The 24,605-nt window shown below is 54.5% G+C and carries 16 protein-coding genes and 4 pseudogenes; 10 read left to right on the top strand and 10 right to left on the bottom strand.

Annotated features, from left to right (window positions below):
- Nucleotides 1-210: 210 nt before the first annotated feature.
- Nucleotides 211-930, bottom strand: a complete 720-nt coding sequence (locus FE782_RS31460) for a DUF5131 family protein (RefSeq protein WP_138198299.1) — start codon at nt 928-930, stop codon at nt 211-213.
- 50 nt (nt 931-980) lie between these two features.
- A complete protein-coding gene (gene tcmP / locus FE782_RS31455) occupies nt 981-2,321 on the bottom strand; it encodes a three-Cys-motif partner protein TcmP (protein WP_138198298.1) in 1,341 nt (446 codons plus the stop codon).
- Between the two features lie 175 nt (nt 2,322-2,496).
- Here tcmP and FE782_RS33380 point away from each other — a divergent pair, with 175 nt between their 5' ends.
- Together FE782_RS33380 and FE782_RS31445 are read left to right on the top strand one after the other, a co-directional pair.
- Entirely contained in the window at nt 2,497-2,769 is a 273-nt protein-coding gene (locus FE782_RS33380) for an AAA family ATPase (protein ID WP_138198297.1), read from the top strand.
- A gap of 292 nt (nt 2,770-3,061) precedes the next feature.
- Nucleotides 3,062-4,342: pseudogene (locus FE782_RS31445) on the top strand (IS1182 family transposase); the annotation flags it as partial.
- 96 nt (nt 4,343-4,438) lie between these two features.
- Here FE782_RS31445 and FE782_RS31440 read toward each other — a convergent pair.
- From FE782_RS31440 to FE782_RS33050, 7 genes and pseudogenes are all read right to left on the bottom strand, one after another.
- Nucleotides 4,439-5,239, bottom strand: coding sequence for an ExeA family protein (locus FE782_RS31440; protein WP_138198296.1), 801 nt, complete (start codon nt 5,237-5,239; stop codon nt 4,439-4,441).
- Nucleotides 5,232-5,813 (bottom strand): annotated as a pseudogene (locus tag FE782_RS31435) (Mu transposase C-terminal domain-containing protein); the annotation flags it as partial. The gene FE782_RS31440 and the pseudogene FE782_RS31435, both read right to left, overlap by 8 nt.
- A gap of 124 nt (nt 5,814-5,937) precedes the next feature.
- Nucleotides 5,938-6,957: a site-specific integrase gene (locus FE782_RS31430; protein ID WP_138198295.1), complete on the bottom strand. Its 1,020-nt coding sequence runs from the start codon at nt 6,955-6,957 to the stop codon at nt 5,938-5,940.
- Nucleotides 6,944-7,915, bottom strand: coding sequence for a tyrosine-type recombinase/integrase (locus FE782_RS31425; RefSeq protein ID WP_138198294.1), 972 nt, complete (start codon nt 7,913-7,915; stop codon nt 6,944-6,946). The genes FE782_RS31430 and FE782_RS31425 overlap by 14 nt, the downstream gene beginning before the upstream one ends.
- Complete coding sequence (locus FE782_RS31420; RefSeq protein WP_138198293.1) at nt 7,912-9,162, bottom strand: site-specific integrase; 1,251 nt, start codon at nt 9,160-9,162, stop codon at nt 7,912-7,914. The genes FE782_RS31425 and FE782_RS31420 overlap by 4 nt, the downstream gene beginning before the upstream one ends.
- A 137-nt stretch (nt 9,163-9,299) precedes the next feature.
- Nucleotides 9,300-10,073 (bottom strand): annotated as a pseudogene (locus tag FE782_RS31415) (DDE-type integrase/transposase/recombinase); the annotation flags it as partial.
- 41 nt (nt 10,074-10,114) lie between these two features.
- Complete coding sequence (locus FE782_RS33050) at nt 10,115-10,645, bottom strand: DUF6431 domain-containing protein (protein ID WP_138198292.1); 531 nt, start codon at nt 10,643-10,645, stop codon at nt 10,115-10,117.
- 184 nt (nt 10,646-10,829) lie between these two features.
- On the opposite strand from FE782_RS33050, the pseudogene FE782_RS31405 reads away from it, so the two are divergent.
- The 7 genes and pseudogenes from FE782_RS31405 to FE782_RS31375 all read left to right on the top strand — a co-directional run.
- Nucleotides 10,830-11,006: pseudogene (locus FE782_RS31405) on the top strand (IS5/IS1182 family transposase); the annotation flags it as partial.
- Between the two features lie 288 nt (nt 11,007-11,294).
- Complete coding sequence (locus FE782_RS31400) at nt 11,295-15,230, top strand: OmpL47-type beta-barrel domain-containing protein (protein WP_158299631.1); 3,936 nt, start codon at nt 11,295-11,297, stop codon at nt 15,228-15,230.
- Nucleotides 15,231-15,326: 96 nt separating this feature from the next.
- Nucleotides 15,327-16,373 carry an alpha/beta hydrolase family protein gene (locus tag FE782_RS31395; protein WP_138198290.1) on the top strand — a complete coding sequence of 349 codons (1,047 nt, stop codon included), beginning with the start codon at nt 15,327-15,329 and terminating at the stop codon, nt 16,371-16,373.
- A gap of 105 nt (nt 16,374-16,478) precedes the next feature.
- Complete coding sequence (locus FE782_RS31390; protein WP_138198289.1) at nt 16,479-17,459, top strand: aldo/keto reductase; 981 nt, start codon at nt 16,479-16,481, stop codon at nt 17,457-17,459.
- 167 nt (nt 17,460-17,626) lie between these two features.
- Nucleotides 17,627-19,966: an ATP-dependent DNA helicase gene (locus FE782_RS31385; RefSeq protein WP_138198288.1), complete on the top strand. Its 2,340-nt coding sequence runs from the start codon at nt 17,627-17,629 to the stop codon at nt 19,964-19,966.
- Entirely contained in the window at nt 19,953-20,813 is an 861-nt protein-coding gene (locus FE782_RS31380) for an SDR family NAD(P)-dependent oxidoreductase (protein ID WP_138198287.1), read from the top strand. The genes FE782_RS31385 and FE782_RS31380 overlap by 14 nt, the downstream gene beginning before the upstream one ends.
- On the top strand, nt 20,806-22,365 hold the full coding sequence (locus FE782_RS31375) for an AMP-binding protein (protein ID WP_238392731.1): 1,560 nt from the start codon (nt 20,806-20,808) through the stop codon (nt 22,363-22,365). The genes FE782_RS31380 and FE782_RS31375 overlap by 8 nt, the downstream gene beginning before the upstream one ends.
- Here FE782_RS31375 and FE782_RS31370 read toward each other — a convergent pair.
- The gene (locus FE782_RS31370; RefSeq protein ID WP_138198286.1) at nt 22,333-23,373 is read right to left on the bottom strand and encodes a hypothetical protein; all 1,041 of its coding nucleotides are present in this window, start codon (nt 23,371-23,373) and stop codon (nt 22,333-22,335) included. The two genes, FE782_RS31375 and FE782_RS31370, sit on opposite strands and share 33 nt — an antisense overlap.
- A gap of 55 nt (nt 23,374-23,428) precedes the next feature.
- On the opposite strand from FE782_RS31370, the gene FE782_RS31365 reads away from it, so the two are divergent.
- Nucleotides 23,429-24,406: a glycerophosphodiester phosphodiesterase family protein gene (locus FE782_RS31365; RefSeq protein WP_138198285.1), complete on the top strand. Its 978-nt coding sequence runs from the start codon at nt 23,429-23,431 to the stop codon at nt 24,404-24,406.
- Nucleotides 24,407-24,605: the final 199 nt, after the last annotated feature.

Here is a 24,605-nt window from a genome sequence, read left to right as displayed (position 1 = left end):
GGCTCCTACTCCATCCCCTTATTCGTTACCCTACGGGAAAAAGTCGTGATTCTGTTGCTCAGGGCAACAAAACCACGACTTTTTCAGTGCTTTCCATACATAGGGTGCCTTTACTTTTAGTTTTCAGGATAATCAGTTTACTATGATTAGCTACCTCGTGCAGCCGACAAGCGAGTAAGGATATCCCCAGAAATACTATACTAGCATTGGTTAGTTAATAATTAACGAAGGGTATTCATCCCATGTTCTTCCATCTATAACTCTCCCTGTGCGATGTTTCTGTACTCCGCCCCATTGTTTAAAGAAAAATGCAACATTTTGTTCAATACACTGATCGCGAAGATTGCGTACCCAGTCAGGTTTCATCTCCCGTGAGCCCGGACCGCTTTCTCCTCCGACTATAACCCAATGGATCTCCCTCAGATCAATTTTCTCAATAGGACCTAAAAGCGGTTCTATAGAGAGAAAGCGAACCTGAGCATTAACGTTCCTCAAATGATCGATCCGATGGGTTACATTTTCGTTCTCGACACTAACTCCTTGCCAAACATTCGCTGGCCATCTTAAATTCGGGGCAAGTTCCATTAGTCTGTCAGAACGTTTCGTCAGTATCTGGAAAGTATGCCAATGGGCTTTCTCCATTATTTCAAAAATGTCTTTGATAAAATCCAGTGGTACATCCTTATGAAAAAGGTCCGACATTGAATTAACGAATATTCTCCGTGGTTGTTTCCACTTAAGAGGTGCTTCAAGAAGGTCGTGGTGTAGGGTTAAATTGAATCCATTTTTATATCTTGGGTTATCCATTGCATGGAGACGATTAGCCATTCTCGCGGCATAGCAGTTACGGCAACCCTCAGAAACTTTAGTGCATCCTGTTACAGGATTCCATGTCGCTTCTGTCCATTCGATGTTTGATGAACTCCCCATAATTAAAAGCACCTCCTTATCTTATTTCGAAGAAGTATAGCATATCGCATTTAGAAGTTGAAAAGAGTCGGTTCTTGGTCATCCTGGGCGCCGTCATCATCAGGAACGTTATTCACGAAACTTTTTGGTAAACTTGCCCTGACTATGATGTTTTCATGTTCATCGAGGTCAGCAAAAGCACGCCCTCCTTCAGTTCGTACAAAATACCCCCTACCTCTTAATCGTAAAAAGTAATCGTAGATGGATTTCCCTGAGTTATCTCTGAATGGGAGGGGAGTAGCTTGTAAGTAATAGTCCACAATTTTTGAAAATTTAATGCCAGTAACACCGGTATTATTAAAGTGCTTTTCAAAATCGATTACGAAACTTTTGTAGTTGTAATTACTTAATTGTCCGCTAGTTGAAAACAAGTCATCCATGAAAACCAACTCGGGATTGTTATTTCTTAAAAATGTATCCTCGATAATTGTTTTTTGTTCTTCATACTTAACCATGGATGTTTTCATTTCAACTAGACCTTTTCGGTTTCTAGTGGCAAACACAAGATGAAAGTATTGCATTGGGTTGATTTTGCTGTAGATGCGTTTACTCAAAGTAAAAATACTGTCTGCTTCAAAACGTATTCGAAGCTGCTCTTTAAAAAGACCTATTATGCTTGATTCTAAATTTTCAAATACCATATCTCCCATAAATAACTTTTTGTCGCTTGCTGAAGATATCTTTAAGTATTTTGCGATGTCATCCGGAATCTCTTTAACTCCAAAAAACTTTTTAATCTCGGCACGATTTTTTTCTATTGAGAGATTTCTACCAATTGATCTGCTCATTACATTAACTAGAACTTCATGCGATTGCTGGCTTAAAATAGATTGAATATCATCCATTTGCACGCCTTTATATCCGAATGGATCTATAAAATATAAGGCTGGACTACCGCTCGTTCTGTTGAGGATTTTTGGGAGATGTTCTTCAAATTTACCTTTGTAATTTTTTATTTGCTCAGGTAGAGGAGCAGTTTGAATGAGCTCATCAAGAGCACTCTGATATTCCGGGTACGATTCAACTGTGTGAATAATAAATCTAAGGTTGCTGCTTTGATAGAGCTCATAGAATTTTCGTTGGAGATGGAAAAGATGGTTGATTGCAATTAACGGTGATCCAGCTTCCCCATCGTGGAACGAACCTCGACCAGCAAAGCCATCAACAAAGTGGATTTTATTAAATTTCCCGGCAAAGGTTGCCCCACCGAGAACATTAGACCATCGGATTATGTAGTTTTCAAGTAGCTGATGTTTCAAATGAGTTTGAATATCCTTTTTGTCAAAGTGTTTCTCCTGAGGTGTTTTCAAATGATCCACTCCCTCATTAAAGTTATTAATGATATTCGACATATGGGAGAATATCCCTCCCAAGGGAAAACGGCGGATATAAATACTGGGAGAATATTATGTTGAATAAGGTTTATAACGGTTCGTTTTTGGGAACAATTATAATATTCCAAGGGCGGTGAGGGATGTTGGGTGATTGAGTGTGAAGAGATAAAAGCTGATGTCGAACATTTCTTGAATGAAAAACAAGAACTATTTTCTGTTTATTAGCGCAACTTCAGGAACTGGAAAGACAAAGTTTATATTTGACTATATGAAAAACCATAAAGATAGATTTATGCTCAGAATAACCGCCACCCCAGTATGGACGTTAAGAATCATACTTCAAGATATTTTGGCAGCAGCCGGTATTCCAGTATTCGGGCGAATGTCCCAGAGTACACTGTTAGAAAGAATTAAGTACTTGTTTGCTAGCCGAGAGAAAAGTCTTATTATATTTGACGATGCTTAGTGTATTTCTGAAAGTGTTCAAGGTCAGCTGTTTGAGACCCTAAGAATAATTACAGAAAATACTTCAACAAGGATTGTCTTTTTGGGGACTTCAGTGCCCCGTCTTCCAGAAACAGTTGAACACAGGAGTACGGTGATAATAAAGAGCGCATGAATTTGATTTAGAGGGGTCGGCCTTTGGGAGGCCACTGAAAAAGTCCGTTTCACCAAAGAGGTACAGTCCCTCAAGAAACTTGAGGAGGCTGTGCCTCTTTTCGCTTATAATTAAGGCATCATGGAGAGCGGGTGAGCGAATGATTCGGCAACAACAATCATTAGTTTTAAGTCCATATGCAGAGTTGTACAACATCGTGGTGCCCAAGGACAACATGCTTCGTCAGATCAATGATCTGGTGGATTTCACTTTCATATACGATGAACTGAAAGGTAAATATTGTTTGGACAACGGTCGTAATGCGATCGATCCGATCCGCATGTTGAAGTATTTGCTGTTAAAGGCCATATTCGAATTGTCCGACGTAGACATCGTCGAGCGCTCTCGGTATGACTTGTCGTTTAAGTACTTCCTCGACATGGCGCCGGAGGACCCGGTCATCGATCCGAGCTCTCTGACGAAATTCCGCAAGTTTCGGTTAAAGGATATGAATCTGCTGGACATGCTCATCGGCAAGACGGTAGTCCTCGCTGTAGAAAAAGATATCCTGAAAAGCAACTCGATTATCGTAGACGCCACCCATACGAAAGCACGGTACAACCAAAAGTCTCCGCAAGAAATATTGCAAGATCGCGCGCGGAAGCTGCGTAAGGCCATCTACGCAATGGATGAATCCGTGAAGGCGAAGATGCCTACAAAAAACATGACCGACGTGCTGGAAGACGAAATTGAATAATGTCAGAAACTAATTTCCTTTATTGAAACGGAATCAGGGGTCGCTCAAGTACCTAAGGTGCTGGAGCCGCTGAACTTGCTGAAAGAAACGGTGGAAGACGACGTAGAGCAGCTTCGTACTGCGGCTGACCAGGATGCTCGATTGGGACACAAGAGTGCGGACTCTGCATTCTTTGGATACAAGACGCATCTGGCAATGACCGAGGAGCGAATCATTACTGCGGCTGTTGTGACAACAGGCGAAAAGAACGACGGCAAGCAATTGCAGACGCTAATTGAAAAAAGCAAGGCAGCTGGCATGCAGGTGAAGACAGTAATTGGTGATACCGCGTATTCCGAAAAGGATAACATTTCGTACGCGAAGAGCAACGAGATCGACCTTGTAGCTAAACTCAATCCGCTCATCACGCAAGGCGGGCGGAAGAAAGAAGACGAATTTCTGTTCAATAAAGATGCTGGTATGTACGTGTGCAAAGCCGGTCATATGGCAGTTCGCAAGGCGAGAATCGGGAAAAAGGATGTAGGCACGAACCAAACCGACACGTATTACTTCGATGTAGAAATTTGCAAGCGATGTCCGCTTAGAGAAGGTTGTTACAAGGAGGGGGCGAAAAGCAAAACCTATTCCGTGAGTATAAAATCTAACGATCACAAGGAACAAATGGCTTTTCAGGAAAGCGAATACTGTTACTGCTAACGCATAATGTCCGGCGAATGACGGCGTAAGTTGTCCTGCTATTGACGGTCATTATGACCATGTGAGGGCAAGCGGAAAGGGGAATCATGACAATTCCCCTTGGATGACGCGTTTGACCATATGATCGTCGATGATGCGATGCTTGTTCTGCGCGCCATAGATCAAGCAGTGCGTACATAGCTTGTTTATGAGTCTGGCTGCCCCGCTCGAGAAGCGGTAGACGTCGTCGATGGCGCCGTCTGTGAAGATGTCTCGTTCTGCGCCGGCGTAAGTCATATGCCTGCTTATGTAGGCTCCGGTTTGAGAGCGATCATAGTGCGGGAGCTTGCATTGTAGATCAATTCGCTGACGGATCGCGGCATAGGCCTGTAGGTGGAGTCGCTCCCACAGCTCGCTCTGACCAACGAGAATGAGCGCCATCGGACTCTGGGCGTCCATCTTGAAGTTGAGAAGGAAGCGAACCTCTTCTAGCATTTCTCGATCCAGCAGATGCGCCTCGTCTACGACCACGACGGGCTGCAGACCATGAATCCCTCGCATTAATTCAATCTCCCGGTGCAACTGTCTCTTGGCGTCCCCGCGGTAAAACTTCGACTCGCATCCGAGTTGTTCCAACAGCCCCTTGTAGAAGTGCCTCGGCGTCAGCTTGGAATCCGACAGATACAACACCTTGAACTTCGCGGCGTCGAGCGTTTCCGCAAATCTCCGAATCGTCGTCGTCTTCCCGGTTCCGCAGTCGCCAGTGACAACCGCGAACCATTGTCTGTGCGCAGCGTACTCTAAGCGGCCGAGCGTCTCCTCTAGGATCTCCGACTCGTACAACTCACCCGTCGGCAGATCTCTTGAGAACGGAGAGCGATGAAGATCGTAGAACGTCTCAAACATGGACGTCCTCCTTCAGAACCCTTCGGTAGGTTACAGCCGGGGCTTGATCGGCGTGACGCTGCTGGCTGCGCTCTTCTGCGGCGACGAGCAACCGAGATGAATCCGTCGGCTCCGGCTGTAGATGCTTCGGAAGCGGCGGACGCTTTCCGGCGCGTTCTCCGATGACCAGTTCCCTCACTTTCCAAGAAGGATGGCCTTCGTACTCGATCGTGAGCTCCGTAATGTCCGCCGGATCGTACACGACGTCCACCGTGCATCCCATGAACGAAAGTCCGACCTCATACTTGCGATCCATGAAGCTGATGCAGCCCGATTTGTCGACCTTGCGCGTCTCGCAATGCAGGAACGCATCGGCGAGCACTTCTGGACCCACGAAACGCAGCGGCTTCTTGTCGCTTTGGAACGTGCTGTACGGACTTTGTTTATTCGGGAGCGCCGAATGCGACTTGTTTTGATAGCATTCGCTGAGCCACACTTGGAACAGCTCGTTCAGCCGCTCGAGCGTCTTCGGCTTCTCTAGCGCCGCTTCGCTGAGGAAGGAGTCCACCACACGATTAAATCGCTCGACTTTCCCCGTTTTATGCGAAGCTTCGCATAACACGGGTTATGGAAAGCTAGCCGTTATGTAAAGTTGAAGCGAGATTCTCTTAATCCGCCGCGGGAATCCAATCAAATCACTTTACATAACGGCTCATCAATCAACGTCCCAAGTCCTTGAGCCATTTCAGTAATTCTTGGTTTTGTTGCCATATAGGCATTTCAGATGGCGTTGTACCTTGGTACGCATTTTCGAGCGCATTACGTTTCATTTGGCTATCTGCTCTCGCGTAGACTTCTGTTGTTTTAATGCTGACGTGCCCAAGTAAATCGCGAATATAAACCAAGTTAACCCCGGATTGCAATAAATGCATAGCCTTGCTGTGACGGAAACAATGTGGCGAAACCACTTTTGGAATTAGTTCAGGATGTTGGGAGCGTGCCTCATCCACATATTTCTTGAGAATATAGGCAATCCCAGCACGTGTTAATTTACCGTTGGAACGGTTTTGAAACAACGGATAAGAACGGTGCGCTATCAACTTCAGGTCATGTTCAACCATGTATTGTTCGAGTAGTTTGGCTGTTGGTGTCATCAGTGGAACAAGCCTGCTCTTATTCCCTTTTCCGGTTATCTTTACGGTAGACGGATTCTCCAAGCGCACATCGGCAGCGATTAAATCGGCAATCTCTTGAACTCTGGACCCTGTATCATACATGAGGCTTAGTAAAACCAGATCTCTTCGACCAGTTAAACAAGTCGAATCAGGACTTTCCAGTATGGCCTTCATAGCGTCAAGGGATAAATAGTTCATGGCTTTACTGACAGAACGCTTCATGGGAATTGCCAATATCTGCTGACACAAAAACAGGTGGCTTGGCTCTTCCAATTGTACATACCGGAAGAAGGCGTGAATGGCAGCAAGCCGTTGGTTCCTTGTAGAGACCGAGCAGCCGCGTTTTGTTTCAAGCCACGCCAGGAACTCATCTATGAGATTCTTCTGAAGCGTTTCTAGCCGGATTTTCTCAATTACCAGGCCCTTCTCTTCGGAGCAAAAGCGCAGTAACAGCGAAAAGGTATCCCGGTAGGAACAGATCGTGTTACGGCTCGTACCAGCCCTGCCCGGCAAATGTTTGGAAAGATAAGTTGTAAGCTGGTATGCGAAGTCAGTTGGTTTCATCCCACTTCACCTCCGGTATTACATGGCCGCAATATTGTTCGAGCGCGGCGCGAATGTCAGGGAAGGCATCAGCTGTCAGCCGGACATAATGCTCAGTGGCCGCGACGGATGCGTGTCCTAAATAAGTTGAGAGAATCGGAAGTGCGCAGTAAACGTCGGTACCTTTATTCACGGCACGGCTTAAGGCATGAACGGCAAAAGTATGCCTTAAGTCATGCACTCGTGGTCCGTTCCCCTTACCTCCATGGGAGATGCCACTCTCCCATAGGATTTCACGAAATCTTCGGTACACATTATCTGGCGTAATGGGTTTCCTATCTGCCTTCATGAAGAAGTAATCATCTAATGTAGAATGCTTATGAAGCATCTGGTAATACAGCCGACAAATTTGGCTCATAGACTCAGACATTGCAACTAGTCGGTCCTTACCAAACTTGCTGTTCTTAATCTCCAAAATTCCATTCTGTAAGTCTACATGTTTGTTTTGTAAATGGACCGCTTCCGAGATTCGAAGACCACAACCGTATAACAGCCGAAGAATAACAGGCATTACGAGTGGAAGCGTTGAAAACCGGCTGGGGCAGAGTTGGTCGCTATTTGCGAAAATCCGTTCCACCTCGCTCGTTGTAAATATGTACGGAATAAATGTGTAGGACCGTGCCCTGGCATCGGGAGAAGCGATGAACGCATCATGGCCCAAGCTAGTCAAATAAATTCCAAATTGCCTTACAGGGTAGGCTCTTCGACGGTTGTTACTGGCTCCTTCACCCGGGCGCATTGCACACCAGGCTTGAACCAACTCCTTGGTTAAGATGGGCTCTGCCAATTCAAAGGTAGTGGTGAACTTTGAAAAACGGTATAACTCGTCAGCTTCATTTTCATATTTGAATCCGAGAGAAATTTTATGGGCAACAAATTCCGAAAGCAAAGCGGCAAAAGTCCCGATTAAGGCCTTCAAACCACGACACCCCCCATCGAAATCACTTGCAGTGGCGGGACATCCAACGCATAGTCTCGTAAGTTAAGGATGTCAATTTTCAGGTAGACAGAAGTTGACTCCGTATCGGTATGTCCCAATATTTCAGATATAACGGGCATTGGAGTGTTGTTGTGAAGCAGTGCACTTGCCAAGCTATGGCGTAAAGAATGCGGACCATGCTTCTTTCCAGCGGGTATAGGTACACCAGCTTTATTCAAATAGTGGGTTACAATGCTATGCAATGTTGGGTACGACATTCGGCCTATCGGGGCGGACATGCGAAGAAAGATCTCGCGGTCTTGAACCGGCGGACGGCCATACTTAATGTAATCGATGAGCGCTTCACCCACATCGTTGAAGAGGGGAAGGACTAACATAGCACCCGTTTTTTCCTGCCGAAGCTCAATGGTGTTAGACTCCCATTTCAAGTTTTCGAAAGTTAATCCGCAAATATCCGACGCTCGTAGACCGAGCCGAATAGCGATTAATAATAGTGCATAATCACGTTTTCCTTTGGGATTGCCACGGTCAACGACAGAGAGAAGATTACGGATTTCTTCCTGAGAATAAGCAGAGGGCACTTTGGATTTTTTACTGCATTTCACGCTGGGGACAAGCAGAGCAAGGTTTTTGGGGTGGAGCCGTTGCTCATAAAGAAAACGAAACAGCACACGTAATACGCCGGAAGTGCAATAAACAGTAGCTGTGCGGTGAGTCGCAGCAGTAGCCTGAATAAATCCATGGATATGAGGGACGTCGATTTCGCTTATATGGTTTACGGAATGGTTCAATAAATATTCGGAGAACCTCTCCAAATAAATGGCATAGGATTCAAGCGTTCGTTTGGAGATTCCGGATAGTTTGCGGAAATCCATGAAATCGCGGAAGACGGTCTGGAAAGGTTCGGCGAACTCCGTTTGCTTGCTTTGCCTACGAATAAAGGCTCGTTCATGTGCCTGGAAATCCGTAAGCAAATGAATGGCACGCAAGCGGTCCTCGTTTGCAGTAGATTTCGGATTTGCTGAATAATGGTAGCGATCTTCTAGAAAGGACATTCCTATCTCGCGATTGAATATGTTAATTCCCTTGACTCGAAGGTACTCTTCTAAGTTCCTCCAAGTCCTTTCCACTCCTTGCATGGAGAACTCAGTATACCTGCTCTTTTGTAATTCGTTTCTTGTTACATGAATAAGATCCGCTACTGTCATGTGACTTTTTGTTTCCATGGGCTAACCTCCAATCGTTGATGGGCATCTTCTGCCTATCAATTAGATCGGAACGTTATGTAAAGCCAATTAAGACATTAAAGCTCATCCCACACGCTTTTTCGACAACAACTTTACATAACGGCTAGCTTTCCATAACCCGTTGATTCCGGCGAATACGGCTTGGCAAAGAGAAGACGGATTCCGAGCTTGGAGCACGCCCGCGTCATCCACTTCGTGCGGTATTGCTTCCCGTTGTCGAAGTATACCGCATCCGGTGCGCCGTACTTCTGTATGGCTCTGCGATAGCAGTCTTCGACGATGGTCTTGTCCATAACCGGATAGAACTCACCGTGGAGCACGAACCGCGTCGCGTCGTCGATGAACGTCACGAGAAACACCTGTTTCATCGCGCCGCCCGGTCCGATGGGTAAGTACGGACCGTATTTCAGGTCGGAATGCCACAGGCGATTTCGATGCTTCTGCTGGAAGCGCCGGGAAGCGACGCCGGATTCTGCGTACATCCGCATATGGCGAGTACTGTACCCATGTGCCGTAAGCTTCTCTTGCAGCGTGCTCCGCTTGACCTCGCCGGGCTGAATTTGTCCTTCCCATTCCATAATCTGAATGATCTGGGCGACACTTCGTCCTGGCACCTCGCGGCGCAGGAGGATCGCTTGTTCCAAGATGTCCGGCGCAATGGTGGGACTGGTGGGTTGTTTCCCTTTGCTCTTGGGCTTTAGCCCGCCGAACCCTTCCTGCCGGTATGTTGCCAGATACCGGCGCAACGTTCGCTCCGACAGACCCGTTTGCTCGCAGATCCGTGCTTTGAGTTCCCTTGCTTTGGCCGGGTCCAGTCCTTCCGTCAAGAGTGGAGCGAGCAACTGCACCCGCTCAGCGGCGATTTGTTCTGCCTTCCTTTGATCTTTCATCCGTTCGCACCTCTTCCGATAGACTTCGGTTCGAGTCTATCTCAGAGGGCTTCGGACAGAAATGCAGAACGGGTATGTACCCAAAAATTTGAGTTCGCGACAGAACGGACAGCCCTACCCAGCCAACCGTCGGCGTCGCCGACGAAACGTCCGAAACGATGGTGTGCAGTTTGCGAAGGTACGGACGATTCCTCCGCAACGTCCAGCCCAAAGCGAATTGCGATCGATGCAAGACAGCCGAGCAAATGCGTCGTTTGTAACCGGAACCAGCTTCGCCAACGACACAACGTAGAATGATCTGCGGCAACGGCGATTTCCCCCGCCCCCGGTGCAACAACACTTTCTACACAGGCTGACTCGTAACGCTTGTAAGGCACAATGCAATCTGGCAGCTCATGATGAATCTTCCGGCAACCTAAGCAGCGCATCCTCCGGATGACCAACAATTTCTGTTCCCCAGTGGCCTCAAACAGCTTTCTCCTCCTACTTCCGATCACAGACAGGCTCTCACCACAGCAAGGGCTAGGGACGACTTCTGCACACCTAACTGAAAACGCCGGCGCTCTTCTCAACCAGCTCGTATTCTGATACAATGATCATACGTTTAGTGAGGGGATGCTTCCTGTGTACCTGTTCCCGCAGGCACACGCAATGGGGAGGCATCCTTTTCCTTTTCCGAGATACGGACATTATATTCGTCAATTACCGGACAGGCAATTCCGTCAGCTTTCGGGCATTATGCTTCAGCGGAAACACGAATACTTCAAAACGAAATCGAAGGAACGTTATAAAATTGAAGCAAAGAACAGCGAACTTAAACACAGGCACGGGTATGATGTAGCCATATCCTCGGGTCTATTAAGCATGGAGCTTCAAGGCGCAATGGCAATATTCGTTGTGAACTTGAAACGGATACTAAAGCTCAGCGAGTAAGAAAACGAATACTCCGATCATGTAAAGAGGCATCAACCTGGATTGCTCCCTAGGTTGATGCCTCTTTTTAGTTTTAAGCAATCCTTAGTTCAACAAAAACAGAAGTTCTTCAGTGGCTTCGGCCTTTGGCGGGCTCCTTTTTTTTTGACTTGTGAAATAAAACGACAAATCACATTACGACAATACTTAAATACGACATTTAAAGTTACAGCCAGCGCCAAAATGAAAATACAACAAGCCCTCAAAAGGGCTCGGTTTTACGACAAAACAAATTACAGCGGACAAGCGATGCGCCACATCCTGTATCTTCGTCCTTCGATGTACGTCGTCATCGACGACTTGGCGACGGCGAAGGCGGGCGGCTCCGAATTCGAGTGGAACCTGCATACCGACGATTCGCTCGAATTCCGTTCGGACAACACCGGCGCGACGGTCGCGAAGGGCAGCGCGGAGATGAACGTGCAATTCCACGGTTCGACCGCGCAAAATCTTCGCACGACGCTGGAGACGAAGTTCATCAGCGCGAGCGGCACGGAAGTGCAGCCGGGCGGCAGCTTCTCCGGCGAGAAGCAAATTCACGCCGCATTCGTGACGCCGAAGACGAACGCCGTGAAGCTGATTTCGACGCTCGAGCCGTATAAGCGCGGCAGCGCTCCGCAATCGGTGGCGTCTTCCGAGACGACCGAGGTCGTTAAGCTTTCGTTCGCGGACGGTACGAACGTCTATGTTCGCAAGACGGACAGCGGTACGGTCGACGCCGGCGACGGCATTCGATTCGACGGCTCCGCGGTCGCCGTGAAGGGCGATTCGATCCTGCTCGCGAACGGAACGAAGGTCGAGCGGAACGGCGTATCGATCATCGCATCGAGCGCGCCTTCGACGATCGCGTACGGGGACGATCGGTTATCGCTGACGGCGCAAGCGGACGCGACGATTGCGCTGAACGCTCCCGGCTTAACGCAGGTGCTCAAAGCCGACACGGGCGACGTGATCCCGGCCGGCGGCGACGTCGCCGCGGCTCTGAACGCACGCGGCATGCACTACACGTTCGCGAACGGCGTAGCGACGATTCAGATCGAGAAGGGGCAGAAGTCGTATAAGCTGAACCATGCGCCGATCCCCGGTCCGCTGGCGCCGGTGACGCTGCTGACGGAAGTCGACGGCGTGCCGGGAGAGGTTACGCTTCAAGCGCACAGCGACGTCGACGGCGTCAGCGTCGCTTGGGGACAGCTTTCGAACGTCTCCGGGTTCTACGAAGTCGTGGAAGCGCCGGAAGGCTTCCTGTTCGAGCGGCACGGCAAGATCGGAAGCGGATTGCTGGAAGCGAACGCGCGCGTCATTCTGAAAGGCGATACGGGCGTGCTGAAGCTGAGAACGATCGGCGCGGACAGCTCGAAGCCGACCGTGTTGTACGATGTCCCGAACGCAGAGCGCGAGACGCGCAACATGGAATGGCAGGAAGCCGAAAACTTCGTGCAATGGGGCAATAAAGCGCCTAGCGTCTACACGACCCGGCCGTTCTTGTCCGGCGGGAAGGGCATGGGCGAATGGAACCAAGTCGGCCAATGGGTGAAGTGGCAAATGAACGTGCCGAGAGCCGGCACGTACGACGTCCTGCTGAAGTACGTCGGCGGCTGGGATTTGCCGGCTGGCCAAACGCAGAACGTCCGTTACTTGCAGCTCGGCGACCAGGTCAGTTACTTCGAGGCGCCGAAGACGTTCGATTTCGGCACGAAGGAAGAGTACTGGAAGGGCCTGCGCGTCCGCACGGGGCAATTTCTGCCCGCGGGTCAGGTCGAGATGACGATGTGGCTCCAGCTCGGTTCGATGAACTTGGACTGGATCGCGCTCGTCGAAGTGAAGGACGATGAAATTCGTCCGACGGCGCCGACGGGTCTCGCGCTCGACTCGAGAACCGAGCAAGCGGCCGTCATCTCTTGGAACGGCGCGACGGACGACGTCGCCGTGAAGGAATACGCGATCTATGTGGACGGGGTGCGCAAAATGGCGGTGCCGGCGGGTACGCATACGGCGACGCTTACGGATCTCGCGCCCGGGAAGCAATACAACGTACGCGTCAGAACCGTGGATACGAGCGACAATCTCTCGTACGAACCTCCGGGCGCGACGGGCATCCAAGTATCGTTGGCCGACATTACGGCGCCGACGTGGTCCGCAGCTGCTACGTGGACGGATCTGCTGCTGAAGGATGTGGCCAGAATCGCATGGGCCGGCGCGACCGACGTTTCGGGCGTGAAGGAGTACGACGTCTACCGACTCGACGTCTCCGACACCGTGCCGATCGCGACGGTTTCCGACCGCTTCTATAACGCGACCGGCCTCCAGCCGGGCGGCACGTATTCGTTCCGAATCGAAGCGCGAGACCCGCAAGGCAATACGTCCGTCGGCGGACCGACGGCGACCGTCACGACGCCGCTGACGAGCATCGGCTTCTTCGACTCCTTCGACGCATGGACGGTAGGCGATGCGATTAACGGCAATGGATGGGAATATCCGACTAGAACCAATGGTACGGCAGTGAAGGTCGTCCCGATCCCGGGGATAGGCGGCAACGGTCTGCAGGCGATCGACAGCTTCCACTCGGAGGCCGATCCATATGCGACGACCCCGAGGTTCTACCGAACGATGGCGCCGATCGGCGGCAAGATGACGATCGAGACGCGGACGAAGTTTACCAAGGTCAATCATGAAGTGGGCAATTACAGCCTCGAATTGGTCGGAGGCAATCGAACGATCGCCATGCTCGTCGGCTTCTCGGACGGCGGCATCGGCTATCAGAAGATGGTGAACGGCAAGCTCGAGTACGCGCGCCTAACGGAGTCGGGCTTTACGCAACCTGTCGACGAATGGATGACGGTTCGCTTCGACGCCGACTTCAGTACAATGACGTACGATTTGATCGTGCAGCTGGACAAATTGAAATCCTATTCGGGCGTCATCGATCCTAACGGTACGCTGGACCGGACGACAGGCACCTACGTCGTCGAGAATATTCCGTTCATTGAAGTGACTCCGTTCCTTCGAGGCATTGAGATGTTCCGGATCAGCGCGCAGCGGTACACCGGTATCTATACGTTCGATTACGTGGCGCTGTACCCGACGCCGGAGCCGGATGTCGCGGCGCCGACGACGACGGACGACGCGCCGGAAAGCGGCGTATCGAAGCAGGATCTCGTCGTGAACCTGACGGCGACAGACGATCGTTCGCCCGTAGCTTACACGAAGTATTCGATCAACGGCGGCGAGCCGGCGACGGGCAACAGCGTCGTCTTGACGACGGAAGGCGTTCATGCGATCGCGTATTGGAGCGCGGACGCGGCAGGCAATGTCGAGACGCCGCGCACCGTTACCATTACGCTCGATAAGACGGCTCCGATCACGACGAGCGACGCTCCGAACGCCGCGTCTTCGGACGTGACGGTGAACTTGACGGCAACCGACAGTCTGTCCGGCGCGGTTCTGACGCAATACGCCGTGAACGGCGGCGAACCGGTCGAAGGCAATGCGGTGCTATTGACGGAAGAAGGCGTGCATACGATCCAGTACTGGAGCACGGATGCGGCCGGCAACGTCGAGGAGCCGAAGACGGCGACCGTAACGATCGACAAGGCGACGCCGGTCACGACCGCGACGGTCGAAGGCACAATCGGTTCGGAGGGCTGGTACCGCGGTCCGGTCTCGGTCCTCCTGACGGCAACGGATGCTCAGTCGGGCGTAAGCCGCTCGGAATATCGCCTCGATAACGGCGAATGGACGGCTGCCGTCGGCCCGATCGTCGTCGCGGCGGACGGGGTCCATCTCCTCGAGTATCGCAGCGTCGATGCCGCGGGCAACGCGGAAGCGTCCAAGACGTTGGAGCTGCGTATCGACGCTACGGCGCCGGCGTTGAACGTGCAGTTGGATCGCTCGTCGATTTGGCCGCCGAACAAGAAGCTGGTCGATATCCTTGCGACGCTCGCATCGGACGATGCGACTTCCGGCGTGGCTTCGGTGACGCTGACGTCCGTCGAAAGCAACGAGCCGGAGGACGGTTCGATCGAAGCCGCGATCGGCACGTCGGCCGATACGTTCCGCCTGAAAGCGGATCGCAACGGCAACGGCGACGGCGACGGCCGCGTCTACACGATTACGTATACGGCGACCGATGCGGCGGGCAACGTCTCTACCGCCGTCGCGACGGTAACGGTGCCTCATGATCAATAACGCGTAAGCATCGCATGGCGAAGGAGGCCTTCTCCGCGAGATCGTTCCCGAGCGGAGAAGCCTTCCTATTTTTCAATGATAAGGATGAGGTGTTCAATGGCGTACGTATTGTCTCAGTTGCATCGAACCGGACTTCCGCCGCTGCTGCAAGACGCGGAAACCGAGGAGGAGTGGGGGCGCAAGCGGGACGGCATCCGCCGCACGTGGCTGGAGTATATCGGCGAGCTGCCGAACCGAGCTCCCGTCCGAATGGCGACCCTGGCCAAGTGTCTTCAGCCCGACCATACGCGGCTTCAGGTCGTCTACGATACCGTATATGGCGACCAAGTGACCGCGTATCTGCTGCTACCGGACGAGCGGACGTTCCCTCGCCCCGAGGGCGGTTACCCGGCGATGCTCGCCCTGCACCCGACGCATGAGCTGGGGAAGGACGATATCGCCACGCCTGCGGGACGAAAAAACCGCATGTACGCGTTGGAGCTCGTCCGGTTAGGCTACGTCGTGCTCGTGCCGGATGCGTTGACGGCGGGGGAACGCGTATATCCGGGCCACCCGGCGTTCCATAGCGGCCCGTTCTACGAGCGGCACCCGGAATGGAGCACGGTGGCGAAGAACGCGACGGATCACATGCAAGGTCTGGACGTCTTATGCTCTCTGGATTTCGTCGACGCGAACGCGATCGGCGCGATCGGACATTCCTTCGGCGGGTATAATGCCTACTTCCTCGCAGGCTTGGACGATCGCGTGAAGGCCGTCGTGTCCAGCTGCGGCTTCAGCCCTTTCGCGGGCGACCCGCATCCGGACCATTGGGGGTATCGTGACTACCCTTATACGCACATCCCGAAGATTTCGGCGGATTTGGCGGAGGATCGGGTTCCGTTCGACTTTCACGAGATCGCAGCCCTATGCGCGCCTACGCCGTTCTTCAACTACGCCGGCCAAGCGGATGCGATCTTCCCGCATTGGAAGTCGGTCGCGGAGGGGATGTTCGAGCTTTCCAAGTTGTACCGGCGTCTCGGTTACGAGAATCGGTTCCGTTCATACGTCGGGGCGGGCGCGCACGACTTCCCGGAGGAAATTCGAGGGCTGGCGTATGCGTTCTTGGATCGGTGGGTGAAGGGATATCGCGGCGAGCCGAAGTGACGAATGCCGTACATTGGCCTTGCCGCCTAGGTGCTCTATAATGAGATGGTAAGACGAGCGAGCTTACGGCAAGGACAATCCACCTCGACGGAGGCGCATGCGCATATGAAGTATACGTACCTCGGGAAATCCGGGCTGAAGGTCAGCCGATTATGTTTGGGCACGATGAATTTCGGGGTGTCCACGGACGAACAGGACGCGTTCCGCATTATGGATGCGGCCTTGGACGCGGGCATCAACTTCTTCGACACGGCGAACATCTACGGTTGGGGAGAAAACGCCGGCCGCACGGAAGAAATCATCGGCAAGTGGTTCGCGCAGGGCGGCGGCCGGCGCGAGAGGACCGTCCTCGCGACGAAGTTTTACGGCGACATGAGCGACAAGCGCGACGGTCCGAACGGGGAAGCCGGCTTGTCGGCTTATAAGCTGCGCCGACACTTGGAAGGCTCGCTGCGCAGATTGCAGACCGACCATATCGAGCTGTATCAGATGCACCATGTCGACCGCAACGTCGGCTGGGCCGAGCTGTGGGGCGGCTTCGAGGTCGCCGTGCAGCAGGGGAAGATCGGCTACGTCGGCTCCAGCAACTTCGCCGGCTGGGATCTTGCCGTCGCGCAATACGAAGCCAAGTCGCGCAACTTCCTTGGGTTGGTGTCCGAGCAGCATAAATACAACCTGCTGACGCGGCTGCCGGAGCTCGAGGTGTTGCCTGCGGCGAAAGCGCTGGGTATCGGCGTCATTCCATGGAGTCCGCTCGACGGCGGCATGCTCGGCGGGACGGCGCTCTCGGCAGCCGCCGGGGCGCGGACCGGCAGCCAGAAGGAGCGGGCGGAGCGGCTTCGTCCGCAGTTGGAGTCGTACGCCTCGCTCTGCCGGGACATCGGCGAAAGCGAAGACGTCGTCTCCTTGGCGTGGCTGCTCGCGAATCCTGCGGTTACGGCGCCGATTATCGGCTGCCGCACGATCGAGCAGTTCGAGAAGTCGCTGCGCGCGGTCGAACTGGAGCTCAGCCCCGAAGCGCTCGCGAAGATCGACGAGATTTTCCCGGGTCCGGGAGGCTCCGCGCCGAACGCGTACGCTTGGTAATGCAACTCTCCTCGAATCCGTGCGAAAGTGTAATATGAGTAGGTCATTCTCCCGATAAACCGTCCGCAGGACGGTTTTTCTCGTTTACGGGCAGGTTCTCCTTTACTTATGCGAATGTGTGTTCTAACATGGATGTATTCAAGTTCGGGTCGGCGGTGAAGCGAGGAATGGAAACCAGGGTGAAGGTATCCGTACGTGCGTTAGTGGAGTACGCCTATCGCGGCGGCAGCATCGAGTCCGGCTTCCGCGCCGCGACGACGCTGCAGGACGGTACGCGGGCGCACCAGCAGCTCCAGAAGGACTATACGGAACGGGATCGGAAGGAAGTGCACCTCGAGGGGCGGCTGACGTACGAGGAGCTCGTCTTCGACCTCGAGGGGCGCTGCGACGGGCTCTTAATCGGGGAAGACGGTTCGGTGACGATCGACGAAATCAAGTCGACGGCGGCCGAGCTGGCGGACATCGGCGAAGCTTCGCATCCGGTCCATTGGGGACAGGCGATGTGTTACGCGTACCTGTATGCGGCGAACGAGGGCGTTCCGGCCCTTTCGATCCGGCTGACCTACGTGCAGCTTCCGTCGTATGCGCTTAAGCGATTCACCCGCAGGATGGAGCTGCCCGAGTTAGAGCGGGCAATGCGGGAACTCATGCAGATTTATGCGCCGTTCGCCAGATTGCAGCATCGGCATATCGAAGAGCGCGACCGAAGCTGCAAGGCATTGTCATTCCCTTATGACGCATACCGGCAAGGCCAACGCAAGCTGGCCGGCGCCGTCTATAAGTCCGTCATCGACGGGAAGCGTCTGTTCGCAAGAGCGCCGACCGGGACGGGGAAGACGATCTCGACGATCTTCCCGTCGGTGAAGGCGATCGGGGAAGGGGCGCTGGACCGATTTTATTATTTGACCGCTCGGACGATCACTAGGACGGCTGCGGAGGAGGCGCTGGCGCTCTTGGAGGCGAAGGGGCTGCGTCTGCGTTCGGCGACCCTCACGGCCAAGGAGAAAATTTGTTTCCAAGCGGAGGTGCGCTGCCAGAAGGAATACTGCGAATACGCGGACGGGTATTACGATCGAATCAACGAGGCGCTGCTCGATGCGTTGACGCACGAGACGCGGTTGACAAGATCGGTCATCGAGACGTATGCGCGGAAGCATCGCGTATGCCCCTTCGAATTTTCCCTGGATGCCGCATATGCGGCCGACGCGGTCGTGTGCGATTACAATTATATTTTCGATCCGCGGGTTTCGTTCAAGCGGATGCCGGAGGAGACGAAGCGGCGGACCGCGCTGCTCGTCGACGAGGCGCACAATTTGGTCGATCGGGGCAGAGAGATGTTTTCGGCGGAGCTGACGAAGTCGCCGTTCCTTCAGCTTCGGCGGTTGTGGAAAACCGAAAGCGTGGGGGACGCGGCGAAAGCCGTGAACGACTTCTTCGTCGGCTTCCGCAAGGCGGCCGGCGCGGAGCGAAGCGTGGTGTCGAACCGGTACCCGGAGGAGTTGATCCCTCTGATGGCCCGCTTCGGCGAAGAAGCGGAGAGGGCGCTCCTGGGGAGCCGCGCGAGCGACGGCGAACCGCATGCGTTGCTGTTAGAGACGTACTTCGCGGTACTGAGCTTCCTTCGGATCGCCGAACGGTACGACGACGCCTACGTCACCTATGCGGAGCTAAGCAAGACGGACGTCAAGCTGAAGCTGCTCTGCCTGGACCCCTCCTCGGCGCTCCGCGGGATGGGCAAGGGGTACCGTTCGCAAGCGTTCTTCTCCGCGACGCTGTCGCCGATCTCTTATTACCGGGAGATGCTGGGCGGGGAGGCGGAAGACTATCACGTCGCCGTACCGTCCCCCTTCTCCAAGGAGCAGCTCGAGGTGCAGCTGTTGCCGGTCTCGACGCGTTACCGGGACCGAGCGTCGACGAAGGCGCCGATCGCCGATGCGCTGCGCCGGCTGCTGGAGAAGCAGCCGGGCAATGTGCTCGTATTTTTCCCGTCGTACGACTACATGAACGACGTGCTTGCCGCTTACTTGGAGGCGGGAACGCCGGGGGCGCACGTCATCGTTCAACGAAACGGGATGAGCGAAGAGGAGCGGGAAGCGTTCCTCGCCGCGTTCCAATCGGGCGGCGCTCGGCGCGTATTGGCTTTCGCCGTGATGGGCGGCGTCTTCTCCGAGGGGATCGATTTGACCTTGGATCGGCTCAGCGGCGTCGCCGTGGTCGGCGTCGGTCTGCCCCAGGTCGGGCTGGAACGGGAGGTCATGAAGGCTTATTTCGACCGAACCGGGAGGAACGGCTTCGACTTCGCCTACTTATATCCCGGCATGACGAAGGTATTGCAAGCCGGGGGAAGACTCATCCGGACGGAGGAGGACCGCGGCACGCTGTTGCTGGTGGACGATCGGTTTCTGCAGCCCCAGTATCAACGATTGCTGCCGGAGGAGTGGAAGCCGTGTGCGGTCGTCGGTCATTTCTCGCGGGAAGGAAGGAATTCGCAGCATGCCTACCTATAACCTTCTGGAACATCTCCTGTTTCCGCCGACGTTTCTGAATCGGAAGAAGCTGGCGCGGAGTTTAGAAGGAAAGACCGTCTTGATTACGGGAGCGAGCTCCGGGATCGGCGAACAGCTGGCGTACTTGCTTTCCGATACGAAGGCGCATCTGATTTTAGTGGCCAGACGAGGGGATAAGCTGCAAGCGATCAAGAACGCCCTTGCGGAGAAGGAGGCTCGCATCTCGGTTTACGCCGCCGATCTCCGGAACGAGAAGGAGATCGAGGCGCTGCTGGAAGGTCTCCTTCGGCTGCCGGAGGGGGTGGACATCGTCGTCAGCAACGCGGGACATTCCATCCGCCGACCGATCCGAGAGTCGCTGGACCGGTACCACGATTTTACGCGAACGATGGCGATCAACTATTTCGCCCCGGTTCGATTGCTCTTGTCGCTCGCGCCGACGCTCGAGAGCAAGCGAGGGCACGTCGTCAACGTCTCGACCGCGAACGCGCTGCTGCTGCCCGTCCCGAGTTGGGCGGCGTATCAAGCTTCGAAGTCGGCGTTCGATACGTGGTTTCGCGCGGCGGCGCCCGAGTGGAATCGGGCGGGGATGTCCGCGACGTCGATCTATCCGCCGTTGGTTCGAACGCCCATGATCGCGCCGACCGCGGCGTACCGGAAGGCGCCGGCGATGTCTCCGATGCACGTTGCGAAGTGGATCGGCAAGTCGATATACACCCGCAGGAGAACCTTCAGACCTTGGTGGCTGACGTTCGGGCAGATCGGTTCCGTCCTCTTCCGACGGGTCTGGGAGGCTTCGATTCCGAGACTCGGGAAGAAGGAGGAGAACGGCCATCATCGTGGGTAAACTGTTCTACGCGTTGTACGTCATGGGACTTCTATCTCCTGCGGCGTTGTTCCGATTCGCCTCGGCGATCTATCGATACGGAATCAACCTAATGGCGCTGCTGTATTTTTCCGCCGGGACGTATGGAAGGAATGTCGCGTTAACGGACGAGAAGGAAACCTTGACCTATGACCGACTCCTTGCGCATGCCGATGCGCTGGCGGGCTATTTCCAGGAACAGTACGGGCTTAAAGACGGCAAGAAGGTCGGCGTCTGGTGCCGGAATCATGCCGCTTTCGCGAAGTCGATCTTCGCGGCGTCTTTCGCCGGAGCGGATTTATATTTGCTTCACGCGGAGATGAGCCGCGCGCAGCTGGACGACTTCCTCGCGCGCCGGCCGCTCGATCTCGTCCTCTGCGACGAAGACCGGTGCGCGATGTTGGAAGCGTCCGGTTATGCCGGACCGAAGCTGGCGATCGATCGTCAAGCGCTCTCGATCATCGAACGACGGCTCGCCGAAGGCGCGGACGTCCGCCGGCTGCGGCGACGTTCGTTCGCCGGGAAGCTTGTGCTGCCGACCGGAGGGACGACCGGGCATGCTAAAGAAGCGCCGCATCGCCCGTCCTTGTCGAATTACTTAGACCCTTTCGTCGCGTTTATGACGCGGCTCCGCATCCGGCCGTATCGAACCGCGTATATCGCCACGCCGCTCTATCACGGGTACGGGATCGCGATGCTACTTTTATTTTGCGCCTTAGGGAAGACCATGGTCCTCCGACGAGGCTTCGAGGCGCGGCAAGCGTGTCGGCTCGTATGCGAGCATAAGGTCGAGGTCGTCGCCGTCGTCCCCTTGATGCTGCGCAGAATGTTGCAGGCGGCAGAGGGCGACGAGCTGAGGTCCCTCGCCTGCATCGCCTCCGGCGGCGCGGAGCTTCATCCGCAGCTGGCGAAGGAGACGATGAAGCGGCTGGGTCCGGTGCTGTACAATTTGTACGGCACTTCGGAAGCGGGCCTCGCCACGATCGCGACTCCGAAGGACTTAAGCGATGCCCCGGCTACGATCGGCAGAAGCATTCCAGGCGTGCGCCTGCGCATCGAGGACGAGCGGAAGCGGAGCGCGAAGGCCGGAACCGTCGGCCGAATCTTCGTAAAGAACCGGCGGTCCGCCCGGCGGAGAGAAGCGGAGGGCTGGATCGATACCGGCGATATGGGCCGTCGGGACGAGCGGGGTCTGTTCTATTTATACGGAAGAGCGGACAGTATGATCGTATCCGGCGGGGAGAACGTCTATCCGATCGAGGTAGAGCATGCGATCCTCGAGCACGCTCAGGTTGAGGACGCAGCCGTCGTCGGCGTACGGGACGAAGCGTACGGTCAGCGATTGCGCGCGTTCGTGTCGATGGCTCCGCAGGCAAGCGCGACGAAGGAACAATTTTCCGATTGGCTCCGATCTCGATTAGCACGATATCAGATGCCGAGGGACATCGTATTCGTGGACCAGTTGCCGTATACCCCCTTGGGCAAGTTGGACCGGAAAAGGCTAGCGTCGTCGGATTTCGGGATTGGCGTCTAGGATCGCTTCGGACAATTCCGATAACCTGGGCAGGAGCCGAAGGCCTTCCTCCGCGCGGCGAAGGAGTGCACCCGCGGAGTCGATCCCCAAATCCGAGATCAGCGAGTCGAAGGCCGGAGTAAGCGCAAGGTGCAATTCCGGAGCGTCGACGGCAAGGATCTTGTGGCAACGGCAGAACGATACCACGATCCAAAAGACGGCCTCACGGTGGTTGCCGGCCCGGATGAGCTCCCGGCTTCCGTCGATCGTGATCGGCCGCGCCGCGGCGGCGATATCGCTGCTGAAGAAAAACGTCGACCTCGCGCGGGCTGCCGCGGCGTCGAACGTGCGGGCGAGCTCGTCAAGATGATGTTCGACGCGTTGCGCCGACAGCCGCTCGCAGCCAAGCAACCGCAACAGCTCCGGGTAAAAATCAAGGAAGCCGTACGCTTCAAGTACTTCGCGAGCAGCCAAGTAACGGAGCCGCACCGTCGGATTACGGAGCGCGGCCGTCAGCAGAACGTGCGCGGTCACGCCGGTCGGGAACACCCACGACATCACTTGATCGTACCGCGGCGCGGACGGGTCGATGGCTCGCAGCCCGTCTTCGACCCGCTTCCTTGCGTTCTCGCAGCGGCGGCTCGCCCATGTCCGGTCTGCGAAGCGCCGGGACACCTCCGCTTGCAAGACGCCTAATTGCCCGGTGGGATCCGCAAGTATCGTATCCGCTCGGAAGCTGCCCGCCAGGTGATAGGAGGCTAAGACCTCTTCGGCCGAGCCGTACAGATTCCAGGGCAAATACGTGATTTCCAACAAAGCGCCGCGATAGACGAGTTTGCCGAGCTTGGGCGGGGCTTCATCCATGGCCGTGACGACCACGACATCGAGGTCGGAGGTCGGAGACATTGGCGTTACATCCGGAAGTCCGATCGTCGACCCGCTCATATACGCACCTATAAACCCGGCTTCTTTACCGGCGTATTCCCGAACCCACGCCGCCGCCGCCGCTCTTGCCGATCCGACGTTCATCAAAGTCCTCCCATAAGTCGAGTGTAGTTCGAGTATACAAGAGAAGAGGGGTACGATGAACAAGTTCCGACGTTTTCTCATAAAATTCGCAACATTCCTCCTGATCTTCATCGCTTTCCTATATCTCAACAACAGCTCTCCGTTTATGAAAACCGACGGGGAAGCGCCGTTCTTGTTGGCGCACCGGGGGGTAGCGCAGACGTTCCCGATGGAAGGCATTACGGGGGATGCTTGTACGGCCGAGCGTATCCACGAACCGGAGCACCCGTATCTGGAAAATACGATCCCTTCGATGGAAGCGGCATTCCGAGCGGGCGCGGACATCGTCGAATTCGACGTGCAGCCGACGGCGGAAGGACGGTTCGCGGTATTCCACGATTGGACGTTGGAATGCAGGACGGACGGCGTCGGAGCGACGAGAGAACATACGATGGACGAGTTGAAGCGGCTGGATATCGGATACGGGTACACGGCCGACGGCGGAAAGACGTATCCGTTCCGAGGGGCGGGCGTCGGTCTGATGCCGACGTTGGACGAAGTATTGGCTCGGTTCCCGGAGGAGTCGTTCTTGCTTCATGTCAAGAGCAACGACGGGGAGGAAGGGATTCGACTGGCTCGGGCATTGTCCGCGCTGCCTGTTGAGCGAAGGGAGCGGCTCGCGGTATACGGAGGCGACGAACCGATCGCCGAGCTGCGTCGGCTCGTTCCCGATCTCCGGACGATGTCGATGGCGACGATGAAGCGCTGCTTGATTCCTTATTTGGCCGTCGGTTGGACCGGGTATGTGCCGGCCGCCTGCCATGGGACGCAATTGCATCTCCCGGAGAAGTTCGCTCCTTGGCTGTGGGGATTTCCGGAGACGTTCGTCCGGCGGATGGAGGAAGCCGAAACGAGGGTCGTTCTCGTCGCGGGCGACGGCGCATGGTCGGAGGGCTTCGACGATCCGCAAGCGGTCGAGCGCCTACCGGAGAAGTATAGCGGTTACGTATGGACGAATCGGATCGACCTCATAAGCCCTTACTTTGAAAAGTGAACCGAAACGATTGCGGAAGCTTCCGCCGAACCTGGGAGAGGCCCGTTCACCCGGCTGCTGGGGAACACAAAAATTCGAATCTTACAAACTCGTCGAGAGACGAGTCAGACTGTCGAGAAACCTCTCGGCAGTTTTCTTTTGTCTATTAGTTTTAACACGGCACCGCGTTAATGTGGTATAATATCGTTATTAAACCAAC

It is taken from the genome of Paenibacillus antri, assembly GCF_005765165.1.
GTDB classification, from domain to species: domain Bacteria; phylum Bacillota; class Bacilli; order Paenibacillales; family YIM-B00363; genus Paenibacillus_AE; species Paenibacillus_AE antri.
Note: the sequence above shows the minus strand (reverse complement) of the source record. Positions and strands in the feature narration are given on the sequence as shown.

What these genes read in the sequence shown, in the direction of transcription:
- FE782_RS31380 (WP_138198287.1), top strand. Translation starts at nt 19,953, where the DNA reads ATGCCTACCTATAACCTTCTGGAACATCTCCTGTTTCCGCCGACGTTT.
- FE782_RS31400 (WP_158299631.1), top strand. Translation starts at nt 11,295, where the DNA reads ATGCGCCACATCCTGTATCTTCGTCCTTCGATGTACGTCGTCATCGAC.
- FE782_RS31440 (WP_138198296.1), bottom strand. Translation starts at nt 5,239, where the DNA reads ATGTTTGAGACGTTCTACGATCTTCATCGCTCTCCGTTCTCAAGAGAT.
- FE782_RS31390 (WP_138198289.1), top strand. Translation starts at nt 16,479, where the DNA reads ATGAAGTATACGTACCTCGGGAAATCCGGGCTGAAGGTCAGCCGATTA.
- FE782_RS31395 (WP_138198290.1), top strand. Translation starts at nt 15,327, where the DNA reads ATGGCGTACGTATTGTCTCAGTTGCATCGAACCGGACTTCCGCCGCTG.
- FE782_RS33380 (WP_138198297.1), top strand. Translation starts at nt 2,497, where the DNA reads ATGAAAAACAAGAACTATTTTCTGTTTATTAGCGCAACTTCAGGAACT.
- FE782_RS31420 (WP_138198293.1), bottom strand. Translation starts at nt 9,162, where the DNA reads ATGGAAACAAAAAGTCACATGACAGTAGCGGATCTTATTCATGTAACA.
- tcmP (WP_138198298.1), bottom strand. Translation starts at nt 2,321, where the DNA reads ATGTCGAATATCATTAATAACTTTAATGAGGGAGTGGATCATTTGAAA.
- FE782_RS31385 (WP_138198288.1), top strand. Translation starts at nt 17,627, where the DNA reads ATGGAAACCAGGGTGAAGGTATCCGTACGTGCGTTAGTGGAGTACGCC.
- FE782_RS31365 (WP_138198285.1), top strand. Translation starts at nt 23,429, where the DNA reads ATGAACAAGTTCCGACGTTTTCTCATAAAATTCGCAACATTCCTCCTG.
- FE782_RS31370 (WP_138198286.1), bottom strand. Translation starts at nt 23,373, where the DNA reads ATGAACGTCGGATCGGCAAGAGCGGCGGCGGCGGCGTGGGTTCGGGAA.
- FE782_RS31460 (WP_138198299.1), bottom strand. Translation starts at nt 930, where the DNA reads ATGGGGAGTTCATCAAACATCGAATGGACAGAAGCGACATGGAATCCT.
- FE782_RS31430 (WP_138198295.1), bottom strand. Translation starts at nt 6,957, where the DNA reads ATGAAACCAACTGACTTCGCATACCAGCTTACAACTTATCTTTCCAAA.